The 11,568-nt window shown below is 46.1% G+C and carries 13 protein-coding genes and 1 rRNA gene; 7 read left to right on the top strand and 7 right to left on the bottom strand.

What is annotated here, in order from left to right; all coding sequences use genetic code 11:
• The first annotated feature begins 44 nt into the window (after positions 1–44).
• On the top strand, positions 45–224 hold the full coding sequence (locus tag QFX39_RS08065) for a class III signal peptide-containing protein (protein ID WP_300479279.1): 180 nt from the start codon (positions 45–47) through the stop codon (positions 222–224).
• Here QFX39_RS08065 and QFX39_RS08060 read toward each other — a convergent pair whose 3' ends face one another.
• On the bottom strand, positions 225–773 hold the full coding sequence (locus QFX39_RS08060) for a hypothetical protein (RefSeq protein WP_300479277.1): 549 nt from the start codon (positions 771–773) through the stop codon (positions 225–227).
• Positions 774–933: 160 nt separating this feature from the next.
• Here QFX39_RS08060 and QFX39_RS08055 point away from each other — a divergent pair, with 160 nt between their 5' ends.
• The 3 genes from QFX39_RS08055 to QFX39_RS08045 all read left to right on the top strand — a co-directional run bounded on the left by QFX39_RS08055 (position 934) and on the right by QFX39_RS08045 (position 1,759).
• Positions 934–1,119 carry a class III signal peptide-containing protein gene (locus QFX39_RS08055; RefSeq protein ID WP_300479274.1) on the top strand — a complete coding sequence of 62 codons (186 nt, stop codon included), beginning with the start codon at positions 934–936 and terminating at the stop codon, positions 1,117–1,119.
• Between the two features lie 16 nt (positions 1,120–1,135).
• A complete protein-coding gene (locus QFX39_RS08050) occupies positions 1,136–1,306 on the top strand; it encodes a class III signal peptide-containing protein (protein ID WP_237780044.1) in 171 nt (56 codons plus the stop codon).
• A 267-nt stretch (positions 1,307–1,573) separates the two neighbouring features.
• Positions 1,574–1,759, top strand: a complete 186-nt coding sequence (locus tag QFX39_RS08045) for a class III signal peptide-containing protein (RefSeq protein WP_300479274.1) — start codon at positions 1,574–1,576, stop codon at positions 1,757–1,759.
• A gap of 220 nt (positions 1,760–1,979) precedes the next feature.
• Here the strand turns inward: QFX39_RS08045 and QFX39_RS08040 are convergent, their stop codons facing one another.
• Genes QFX39_RS08040 through QFX39_RS08025 form a run of 4 tightly spaced genes read right to left on the bottom strand, consistent with a single transcriptional unit; the run spans position 1,980 to position 7,160 of the window.
• Positions 1,980–4,001, bottom strand: coding sequence for an STT3 domain-containing protein (locus QFX39_RS08040; protein ID WP_300479272.1), 2,022 nt, complete (start codon positions 3,999–4,001; stop codon positions 1,980–1,982).
• On the bottom strand, positions 4,001–6,112 hold the full coding sequence (locus QFX39_RS08035; RefSeq protein WP_300479269.1) for an STT3 domain-containing protein: 2,112 nt from the start codon (positions 6,110–6,112) through the stop codon (positions 4,001–4,003). Before QFX39_RS08035 ends, QFX39_RS08040 begins: the two co-directional genes overlap by 1 nt.
• A 3-nt stretch (positions 6,113–6,115) precedes the next feature.
• Positions 6,116–6,643 (bottom strand): inosine/xanthosine triphosphatase, encoded by a 528-nt coding sequence (gene yjjX / locus QFX39_RS08030; RefSeq protein ID WP_300479266.1) that lies wholly within the window; start codon positions 6,641–6,643, stop codon positions 6,116–6,118.
• A gap of 16 nt (positions 6,644–6,659) precedes the next feature.
• The gene (locus QFX39_RS08025; RefSeq protein ID WP_300479264.1) at positions 6,660–7,160 is read right to left on the bottom strand and encodes a phosphopantetheine adenylyltransferase; all 501 of its coding nucleotides are present in this window, start codon (positions 7,158–7,160) and stop codon (positions 6,660–6,662) included.
• A 114-nt stretch (positions 7,161–7,274) separates the two neighbouring features.
• Here QFX39_RS08025 and QFX39_RS08020 point away from each other — a divergent pair, with 114 nt between their 5' ends.
• The 3 genes from QFX39_RS08020 to QFX39_RS08010 are packed head-to-tail and all read left to right on the top strand — an operon-like array spanning position 7,275 to position 10,853.
• On the top strand, positions 7,275–8,843 hold the full coding sequence (locus tag QFX39_RS08020) for a radical SAM protein (protein WP_300479262.1): 1,569 nt from the start codon (positions 7,275–7,277) through the stop codon (positions 8,841–8,843).
• Positions 8,840–9,958: a guanitoxin biosynthesis PLP-dependent (S)-gamma-hydroxy-L-arginine cyclodehydratase GntC gene (gene gntC / locus QFX39_RS08015; RefSeq protein WP_300479496.1), complete on the top strand. Its 1,119-nt coding sequence runs from the start codon at positions 8,840–8,842 to the stop codon at positions 9,956–9,958. Before QFX39_RS08020 ends, gntC begins: the two co-directional genes overlap by 4 nt.
• Position 9,959: 1 nt before the next feature.
• On the top strand, positions 9,960–10,853 hold the full coding sequence (locus QFX39_RS08010; RefSeq protein WP_300479260.1) for a cation diffusion facilitator family transporter: 894 nt from the start codon (positions 9,960–9,962) through the stop codon (positions 10,851–10,853).
• 298 nt (positions 10,854–11,151) lie between these two features.
• Here QFX39_RS08010 and QFX39_RS09020 read toward each other — a convergent pair whose 3' ends face one another.
• Together QFX39_RS09020 and rrf are read right to left on the bottom strand one after the other, a co-directional pair.
• Positions 11,152–11,256, bottom strand: a complete 105-nt coding sequence (locus tag QFX39_RS09020; protein ID WP_367185388.1) for a hypothetical protein — start codon at positions 11,254–11,256, stop codon at positions 11,152–11,154.
• 201 nt (positions 11,257–11,457) lie between these two features.
• Positions 11,458–11,568: ribosomal RNA gene (gene rrf, locus QFX39_RS08005) — 5S ribosomal RNA — on the bottom strand; the annotation flags it as partial.

Raw genomic sequence — 11,568 nt, 5'->3', positions numbered from 1 at the left:
GGTTTTTATAAAATGATGTATAAAATTAATTGGGGTGTATTTCAGTGATCATAGTTTTTGATGAATGCGGTCAGGGAGCCGCTGAGTATATACTTCTCTTTGGTGGTGTGATTGTTATTGCGATAGCAACCCTTCTGATCTATACAGAGTACATAAAAACAACTAATCCTCTTAATGTGGCCACGGACCTCAACAATGTCAGGGAAAGCGTAAACAGCGGATAATCACATGTTCCCTGCCCTGATCTCAAAGTATGTTATAAGGTGCCTGAGCTGCTCATGGGCATCATCCTCGTCACTCAGGGCATAGGCAAGTTTCTGTGTCATGATACGCTTCTGGTCAGGGTCCAGGGACAGTATTTCATTTATTATCATTCCAAATATGTCCTCGGCATCAACTCCAATTTTGGCTGTTTTAGCCCTGAATATCTTTCTGAGTTTGTTAAGCGCTGATTCTGATTCATGCAGGTTTTCAGATTCAAGTTTTCTTATTAAGAGGTTCATCTCAAGGGGATCCCTCTGCACAAGACCAAACATTATGCCATCAGGTTTAAGGGACTGCACCCTATCAACACCATTGTATATGCCAAGGTCATAGCCTGTGACGGTTATCCTGCTGGCCTTTAGAAGCTTGAAGATGGCCTCATTTATTGTCTTATCGGTGACACTGAACTCGATTCTGGATCTTATCCTATCTACAATCTCTGCCCTGCTAAGATCTCCGTCCTGGAGGATTTCAAGTATCACCCTGTCAATGTTGTACTTCCGCGGCATTGCATCACCTTTGTGATATTATGAACAAAACCATTTAAATATATTTATATCGATGTGAAATGGATGGTTAAAATGGAAAGGTTATCCACTAAATTTATAAGTGGTTAACAACATAAGATAGAACAAGCCAGAACTGGTGAATTAATGGAGGTGTGAAATTATGAAGTTCCTGAAAGATGAAGCCGGACAGGGCGCAGCTGAATACATACTGCTCTTCGGTGGTGTAATCGTAATAGCAATCGTCGCACTACTAATCTACAGAGCATACTTCAGCAGATCAAACCTAAACGCCGCACAGGACATAAACGACGTAAGGACAAACGTCCAGACAGACGCAGGAATCTAAGAGCAGGATTAAATTGTTGATCGAGGAAGAGGCTCAGATAAGCGCTGAAATGATACTGATTGTAGGAGCACTGCTGGTGATAGTCATAGCCGTAGGCTCCTACATTTTCAACATCTCTGGATCAATAGCCGGAAACATCAGCGAAGTAATCAACACCGCCCGTGACACCACGATCAACAAACTCTGATTAAATTCTTAAGATTTTTTTTAAATTAAATTGTGATTTAATTTTCGAGTTATAATTATCTGGTTTCTGATAATAAGCTCCTTATCATGATAAACCTAGAAACCAGATCTAGTAGTTTTCTTGTCTGGAATGCTTCTTTAGATGAACTTTTAGAAAATATTAGCTCTTTTAAATTCATAAATTAGAAGAGTTTGGCTCAAAAACTATTATTAGTAGATGAGTGCATTAATATACATCGACGTGTTTAAAATCTAAAGGAGTGAAATTATGAAGTTCCTGAAAGATGAAGCCGGACAGGGCGCAGCTGAATACATACTGCTCTTCGGTGGTGTAATCGTAATAGCAATCGTCGCACTACTAATCTACAGAGCATACTTCAGCAGATCAAACCTAAACGCCGCACAGGACATAAACGACGTAAGGACAAACGTCCAGACAGACGCAGGAATCTAAGAGCAGGATTAAATTGTTGATCGAGGAAGAGGCTCAGATAAGCGCTGAAATGATATTCAATAAATACCACAATACTTTCGTGACTATACACTTCTAAGGTCCCCGGCTGAAATGATATTCAATAAACACCGCCTGTGAAACCACGATCAACTGATTAACTTGTTCAAAAATTCTGAAGTATATAAACCTTTATCTCTGGATTTCCATAAAACGCAGAAACCTAATTCTGAAGTATATAAACCTTTATCTCTGGATTTCCATAAACCAGTGAAAACCGGTCATCAGGAACTCCCAGCAAAAGTCTTAAGAGCAGTGAGTTCCTGTATTTTCTGTTCATGAGGTACATTCCACCATCCATCTCCACCAGTGAACTCTTTCCTGAAGGATCGATGACCTCCTCCTCAGTGTGGTTTCCTCTAACCCATATCCTGGAGTATATATCCTCTGAAACAGTGTAATTTCTATCCACTCTCATGGCAATGCTGTTGATCATCTGATCCGGAATCACAATGACTACTTCGCGTGAATTGAGGGGGTGGGTCCTGCTGATTACCCTGAGTGCATTTTCATCATGAAAACCGTATTTTTTCACCAGCACCTCTCTGGCCCGGGACCTTTTGAGGGAAAGAATCTCCTCCATTATCTCGAGGGCCATAACACTGTCACCTGTATAATTTTCAAGGAGAAGGTATGACTCATCACCCGAACTGGAGAGCATCCTCAGAACATTTACAGATAGTGTGGTGTCGTTAGATGAGAGGGCCCTGCTGATCCAGTAGTCCCTGGCAGTTGATGGTATCCTCTGGTCAATGGATGGTCCATACCACAGTGTCCTGGCGGGTAAGGTCTCAATGTAGGCCAGTCTGCCGTCATAGAGAACAGGCCTATCTGCTTGAGAAGTGTAGAAGTGGCCATAGCTCCATTCAGTTACTATAACTGAATCAGTGGAAGTATTTTCAGCTATCCACTTTGCCGATTCCTCAAAGTAGTCATCATAGCCGGGTTTCAGATCTCCAAGCATACCCCATGATACGAAAACCTGAACCAGAACCAGCGCTATGATGATAGAAGAGGCAACCATTTTAATCTTTTTAAAAGTAGTGGAGGAATATTCTGTCACAATACCCGTTAGTATCCCTGCGGATATCGAAAGTGGTGGTATAAGGAACATGATGAACCTTACGCCCTTGATGAGCATCAGCACCCCTGTGAGGACCCAGAGAGAAATTATGATAATCAGAATTTCCGGTGCACTGTCACGTCCACGGATAAGGTAAAGTGGAATTCCCAAGCCGCCCATAATAATCAGCGCCGGGGATATGTACCTCAGGATTTTATCAGGAGATGCTGGCTGAAGCTCCGCAACAGTGGCATAGGAATCAGGCCAGGGGTACCATAATGAGTGATTCATGAGGTCAGGTAATCTTAGAGGTCCCACGAAAAGCTTAATGAGTTCAAGCCGATTCAGAACTATCAGAAGAACAAAAAGAACAGCGAATGCTGGAAGGAAGACCTCCAACATATCCTTCATGTTTTCACTGTTTCTAAACACTACCATACAAACTAAAAATGATGCAAAAAGTATGTAAAACATTATCTGCCAGCCGCTCCATGTGATTGAGAAGAGAAAAAGGAATAATCCCGCACATGATGATACTAGAATCCTGTTTTTTTCACTGCAATCTGCCTCAACAAGAAAGAGGAGTGCGGTTAGGGGGATTGTGATAATGAGCATGTCAGCATCATAGAACCCATAAACGGTTTTGATAAGATAGAATGGGGCTGAAACAATGAGAATACCTGCCACGAATCCAGGGAAGTTCCCATAAAATTTTCTCACAATGAGAAAACATACTATTCCCGCTAGTGGAGCTGTAAAGGCCGGCATGAGAAGGCAGGTCCCACGGAGGCTCACCGGTGCAACTGCGCTGATCAGTGCATATAAAGTTGAGGCCATGATGGGGAGTAGTGGGGGGTAGTCCAGAGGAACACCTGGAGGATAATATGAGTGGAGATCCCATTGCATCCCATCAATCACAGCATCACCCATGTGTCCCCCGGATACGATGTTCTCTGTGAGGCGGTAATTGTAATAGGAGTCACTCTCCTGAAAATACTGCAGTCCGTTTTCATCGGTATAGAGTGGATCATCAAAGAAAGCATTTTCCATCCTCAGAAAGAATCCCAGAAAGAATATAACCGCAATGAGGATAATGGAAATCCTCAGATCCCTCCCACACATCACCTCAACCCCCAGATGGTTACCTGACCATTTCTGTATATCCTTCTGAAGTGTTCGCTTTCCTCCCCAAGGAGCACCAGTCTTACGAAGAGGGAATCATCAAATCTTCTATCTATAATTATGGCCTCCCGTTCATCTGGGAGGAATATAACAGAAAAATTGCTGGATTCATTCACTTCGACGCTTTTCACAGAGTTTTCGTCCTTTATTATGAAACGGTAGGGCCTCTTACCCCTCCATGAGCCCCCCTCAATCGATTTCAGCATTTCAGACCTCCCGGTATCTGCAACCTCATAGAGGGGTCCGGGGGTGACTGAGGTGAAGTTCCATGATCCATAGTAAAGGTACCAGTACCCTATGTACCGCATACCCTCTGTTGTCAGAATAACATAGTTCCTCCTCTCTGGATGGGTGTATCCAAGGAGTTTATTTACAAAATCCCTGTCAAGGCCATACTTTGTGGTGAGGATCTCCTCCGCAGATCCTCTGTTAACGCCAAGGATATCGTTGAGTATCTGGACCGTTATTGACGTGTTTTCTGTCCTGTTCTCTAGAAGTGAGACTGCTGAGTCCCCCGACGATGTGAGCATCGTTAATATTCCGACAGATAAACTCTCATTGTCTGTCTCGAATGCCCTGAAAATCCAGTAGGCCCTCGGGGTATTCTGTGATCCCCCATCAAAAAGAACTGGGCGTTCTGCGGCGGCTGTGATGTAGTGACCATAGCTCCATTCAGTCACAACAACGGTGCCCTCTTTTGTTCCATCCTTCAGGAAATTCGCTGCATCCGAGAAATCATCATTTATAAAGGGAACCCTGCCAATCTCAGCAGCCTCGACGGTGGCCACTGAGATTATGAGGGCCAGTAGGAGAACCACAGGAATATCCGCCCTGAAGTCCCATCTACCGCTGATGGCCCGCATATATGAGAAGACAACGCCAAGGAATATGCCGGATATGAATGTGAGGGGGGTTATTGCGAGAATACCGAAGCGAACACTGATATAATATGCGGTAAGCCCTGCAAGCATCCATACCAGTGAAAGGGTGAGGATGAATGGGTTGAATGATGGGAGATGTTTCCTCCTCATATCTCCCCTTATGAAGATGCTGATAATCACAAGAGCCCCGAAAACACCAAACCCCAGGTTGAGGGGTCCTGCAGCAGAGAGGAACACCTCAACTGAGGGGTGGCCAAGTTCTGAGACCGACTCATAGATATCTGGCCATGACCCGCTCGATGATGTTGAGTCAAGGATGCCGAGTGGGTTAACCCCTGAAAGCTGCTGGGGGCCATTGAATAATCCTATCAGAAGAAATGCCAGTAAAACTGGAAGGAAGAGCCTCTTGATGCACGATAAATCAAGCTCCCCCATCCTCCATGATATGATTGAATAAATAAAGGCCGATGCAAGGGTAACATAGAACATGAACGGCCACCCTGTCCATGAAAGGGAGAAAACCAGCATGGAAACCACAAAAAGTAGCCCGGAAGTGATGTATCCATATTTATCCCTGGATTCCACCACACCCGTGTAGAAAAGCACAATTAAAGCTGGCATCAGACAGTTGAACATGTCTGTATCAAAAAAGCCAGGGATTGTCCTTGCAAAGTAGAGGGGTGCTGTGACCATCAGTATGCCCCCGGCGAACCCTGCGGCGTCACCAGCATACTTTCTGATGAGGAAGAACATCACAGTACCTGCAAAGGGTGCCACAACAGCCGGCAACCAGAAGCAGAGCTCGTAGAGGCTCATATCTGTGAAGGGGTCAAGAAGCCTGTAGAGCATTATAGAAACCCATGATATCACTGGTGGATAGACAGCGGGTCTTCCAGGAGGGTAATAGGAATAAGAGTCCCATGGAATCCCTGATCTCAGTGTATCCCCAGGATGACCGTTTTTCAGGTAGTTCTCTGTGATGCGGTAGTTGTAATAGGAGTCCAGTTCGTACATGTAGGGAAGGCCCCGATCATCTGTGAGATATGGCCTCTCAGTCCCATTGACGTCTCCAAGATGAACCGTGTCAGCTCTAAGGATGAAACCTGTGAAGAATATGAGTACCATCAGAAGGAAGATCTTCACATTTTCATTGACTTCCAGGAAAAACACCACCTATTCAAGACCATAGAGTGACGGGTTCATGCGGGGTATCATGGCCATGAGGACGCACTGCTCGGTATTTCCAACACGGTCAAGCAGCCCATGGGAGAGGAAACTCACAGCACCCCTCTTCCTGCCCAGTTCATCCACACCTGTGAGTTCATCCATAACGTCCCCCACCTCCCTGCCTGAGAGGACCTCCTCAACCACCACAGGGGGGTATTCAAAGCCTGCACTCACACCCAGTGTTACATGATCACCATCATATATGGCGCACCACTGGAGATCCACAAATCCCGTGATTGACCCCGGCACCCTGTGAAGACCTGACTCGATGCCAACACTCAGCTCACAGTTGCTGAAAGCCCCCCTTGCACGGTTGATGGCCCCCTCAACAGTCTCCTCGAGACCCACTGGCTGATCAGATACTCCTGAGTCAACCTCAACACCCCTGACCTCAATTTCATCGAATATCTTTCCAAGGACGTTCTCTGTGGCCTTAACCTTAACAGGGTTTGTTGATCCCACGTTAACCCTCATTGAAACACCCCGGGATTCACCTATTTCTTTTCCTCTTTATGGCATGTCGTATCCTCTCAAGTAAATGGCCCATCCTGTCTATCTCCCCCCTCCTTATCCTTGTGGATGAGATGGGGATACCATCATCTGCAGGTACCATGTCAATGGTTATGATATCAAGTTCCCTGAACCCCTTTCTTTTTCTTATCTCATTTATCTCATGGGCAACCGGCTCGGTCTCCCTGCTCACCACTATGGCATCGAATCGTTCATCAGTAACCGTGGTGCCGTAGGGGTCCTCCAGTCTCATTATATGGTACTCGGTATCCTTGTCTGAAAGATAATCCTCAAGGTTCTTCATTCTGACACTGCAGGGTTCTATATCGTCTCCCTTTGCAGATGCAAATTCATCTGATGTTACACCAATCATCACAGTATTCCCTACACGGAATGCCTCATCAAGGAGCCTTCTGTGGCCCTTATGAAATCTGTCAAAGGTGCCTCCAACAGCAACAAGTGAGTACTTCTTTACCTTCATCCTACCATCTTCATAAGCCAATACCCTAATTATGTTGGAGTTAAATTTATATTATGCGGACAGCCTGCCCTGTTATGGCCACTTTAAGTGCCATGACTTTATAAATTATAGACCATGCAGCTTCGGGAATACAATGTCATCATAAAGAACCCCCGGATGGTTGATGTCAGGGTTGCATCCTGTTACCCGGGGCCCTACAGGACCGCCATGTCCTCACTAGGTTACCATATAATCTACCATCTTATAAATTCAAGGAATGATGCATGGTGTGAGCGGGTGATACACCCCTACAAACGAAGCCTTGAATCTGGAAGTCCGCTGAGGGACTTTGATATAATCAGCTTCACTGTGCACTACGAGGAGGACTATTTCAGGATTCCCCAGATGCTGAGGGATGGTGGTGTTTCGCCGAGGAGGGATGAACGTGATGGTCCCCTTGTAATCGCAGGTGGGCCCTGCATAACATCCAATCCCCTTCCACTCTCAGATTTCATTGACCTCTTCATAATAGGTGAGGCTGAACCTGTGCTCAACAGGTTAATCGATCGGTACCTTGAGCTGGATGATCCCCGCCGTGAGATTGATGAATTCATGGACATAAGGGGTGTTTACATTCCCGACAACCCTGCAGAGAGGATGATTGTTGAGGATATGGACGGGGCATGTCATCCTGTAAGACAGATAGTTCCAGTCACCGAGGATAAAACGATGATCCCCTCACTGGGGAGGTCATTCCTTCTGGGCGTTTCAAGGGGTTGTTCACGGGGCTGCCGTTTCTGCATGTCCGGCTACCTATACCGCCCCAAACGTGAGACATCACTCCCCAGGCTCCTTGATGTTGCAGAGAGGGGCCGTCATGCCACAGGTTACAGAAAAGTCTCACTTATAGGTGCTGCTGCCTCTGATTATTCACGTATAGATGAACTCTCCTCCAGACTCGTGGATATGGATTTCATGGTTTCAATGCCATCACTCAGAATAGAATCACTTTCAGCCCACCTCATGGATACACTGCTTGAAGGGGGACTTAAAACAGTTACAGTGGCACCAGAATCAACCCTTAAATTGCGAAGAAAGCTTAACAAGCCCATAAGCGACAGCATGGTATTTAAAAAAACAGGGGAGGCTATAAAAAGGGGTCTTCGTGTTAAAATGTACTTCCTTACAGGAGTTCCCGGGGAGTCAGAGGAAGACTTAAAGGACCTGGCGCGCCTCATGCGGGGACTCCATGAAATAAGAAGGGGAATGGTGAGCTTCAGCATCAACCCCCTCATTCCCAAGCCACACACACCCCTCCAGTGGATGGAATATGACGTGAGGAAAATGAAGAGTAAGATCAAACTTCTGAGGAAACTCACAGGGGGGATTCCTGTTAAATTTGGAAGCCCCCGGAGTGGACTCATACAGTATGTGCTCTCCACAGGCGGACCTGAAACCGGAAAACTCATTGAAAGGGCCTCATTCTCAAAGGTACCCCTCAGGGAATGGGAGCTCCACTGCAGCAGGAGAAACCCCGGCGATGATCTCCCCTGGCATAATATCAACATTGGGCTGAGGGAGGACTTCCTCATGAAAGAATACATTAGGATGGAAGAGGAGAAACTAACACCATGGTGTGAGGAGTCAGGATGCCATGGATGCATGGATCACTGTTCATGGCAGGAGGAAGGGCGATTACAATGACAGAATTTGCTTCAAGAATAAGGAACATAAGGCTCTCAGAGATAAGGAAAATGTTTGAAGTTGCAGGTGAGGATACAATAAACCTCGGGATAGGTGAACCTGATTTCAATGTACCTGAACATGTGCGGGAAGCCCTCAAGGAAGCCGTGGACGAGGGAATGACACACTACACCTCAAACATGGGTATGGATGAACTCAGGGAGGCCATCTCAGAGAAACTCAGAAGAGAAAATCGGGTCCACGTGGAACCTGAGTCTATAATAGTAACCGTTGGTGCCAGTGAAGCGATATTCATGTGCACACAGGCCCTGCTTGATAGGGGGGACCAGGCACTGATACCTGACCCTGGTTTCCTATCATACGACGCATGTGTGAAGCTTGCAGAGGCCATAAGTGTCCCTGTACCCCTCAGTATGGAGGACGGATTCTCCATGACCCCTGAAAGGGTTGAATCACTGATCACAGACGATACAAGGGTCATAATAATGAACTCACCATCCAACCCAACAGGTAGCGTCATGGGTAAGGATGACATTAAGGGGGTCGCTGAAATAGCAGAGGCCCGGGATCTGGTTATAATCTCCGATGAAATCTATGAAAAGATCATCTATGATGGAAAACATTACAGCCCCGCCCGTTTCACAGATAACGCCCTGGTCATCAATGGTTTCTCAAAGACCTATGCCATGACAGGGCTCAGGATAGGTTACGTTGCTGGCCGTGAGGATATAGTTGAGGAGCTTCTCAAGGTTCACCAGTACAATACCGCCTGCGCACCATCTGTGTCGCAGGTTGCTGCCCTTGCAGCCCTCAGGGGTCCCCAGGACTGTGTGAAGGAAATGGTGGATGAGTTCAAAAGAAGACGTGACCTGATGTTCAGGTCCCTCACTGAGATGGGCCTTGATTGCATGCTTCCAGGCGGTGCATTCTACATGTTCCCCAAGGTAGTTGACTCCAGGGGTTTTACAGAAAGGGCTCTGGATGCCGGTGTTGCAGTTGTCCCTGGATCTGCATTTGGAGAGGCGGGTTCAGATTATGTTAGAATATCCTATGCAACATCATATGAGCTTATAGAGGAAGCCATGGGACGTCTGAAAAATATGTGTGGTGTCTGATGTGGATGATCTCGAGAGGATGCGCCTTGGAAGGCGTGCGGCCCTTGCGGGTATAGGTGGTAACATACTTTTAACGACCCTTAATTTCATTGTGGGGGTGTCCTCTGGTAGTGTTGCCCTTGTTGCTGAGGCCGCCCATACGCTATCCGACGTCATGACATCAATAATCACATACATAGGATTCAGAATAGGGCAGCGGCCACCTGACAGGGAGCATCCCTACGGGCATGGGCGTGCGGAGGCTCTGGTTGGGCTTGTGGTTGTCTTATTCCTTGGCATAATATCATATGAAATAGTTTCTGAGGCATACCGTAAACTTTTCACTGAATTGGCCCCTCCAGATTACACTGCTGCCCTTATGGCTGCTGCGGGTATAGTTGCAAACATTTCCATGACCCTGTATATAAGGAGAATTGGCGAGCGAATAAACAGCCCCGCAATAGTGGCGGATGCCCAGCACCAGAAGGTTGACATCTTTTCATGTATGGCCATAATGGTGGGGGTTGCAGGGTCCAACCTGGGTTTCAGGTTCCTCGACCCTCTGGTTGCCGTGATAATAGCGGTGCTTGTTCTGAAAACAGCCTTTGATGTTGGGCGTGAAAATGTCAACAATATACTTGGGGCGGTCCCATCCCCCGAGCTTATGAGGGACATTGAAACATCGGCCCTATCTGTTGATGGGGTTAAGGGCATACATGATGTCCGTATAAATTACTTTGGACCCTATGCTGCAGCTGATATCCACATAGAGGTTGATGGGGACCTGGTACTCCGTGAGGCCCACAGAATAGCACACGATGTTGAGGGAAAAATCATAGCGGACGTTGATATGATAAAAATTGTAAATGTCCATGTATGTCCTGTGGGTGAGAAAACAAGGTGCACCGACTGGTGAAATATTAATTCTTTACAGCTCTTTCCCGGCAAATCAAAAAACCGTATAATATTCCTTAATTCTTTAAACAGTTCTTCCTATAATCAAAAATCAGTGATAATAGTTTATTAATTCTTTAAAACAGTTCCGGTGAATCAGGAGCAGAAGCAGTATCAGAGTAGATGATATCAATGTAAAGTGGTGCGCCAGTTACTGGAGAGTATTTTCCTATCATAAGCGCATCCATGATGTGCCCATAAGCAGCCCAAGGTAGAATATGCTAAAACTAGGTTGCAGTCCAGAATTCGCCGCGAAATTTCTAGGATAAGAGATCAAGGACATCAAATGATAGTTTTGTAAATGCCACCATCTGAATTGGGTTTCCAGTTGGCCATTCTATGTAGCGGGTGATAGTATCTGGCATGAATACGTGTCCAGCGAATGCCCAGATAGAACCCAGTCCCCTGTACAGTGAGACTTCAACAAATTTCAGATCAAGTGATGGCCTGTTACAAGGACGAAAAATGTAATACAGTTTCGTTTTCCACACCTGCATCAGTTAATAGAGAGGTATGCAGGTTGAATGGATAAAATTTCCTGTTAAAAACAGTGAGTATGAGGTGTGGTCTGGCAGTGAAGTGGGCTTCCCACAGCAAAAACACCGCAGTACACACCCACAACGCAGCAGGACTTAACTACTGAGATCGAAACGAGATCAGGTATCACCCCTGCGCCA

Origin of the sequence: Methanothermobacter sp. (assembly GCF_030055425.1) — an archaeon.
In the GTDB taxonomy this organism is placed as follows: domain Archaea; phylum Methanobacteriota; class Methanobacteria; order Methanobacteriales; family Methanothermobacteraceae; genus Methanothermobacter.
Note: the sequence above shows the minus strand (reverse complement) of the source record. Positions and strands in the feature narration are given on the sequence as shown.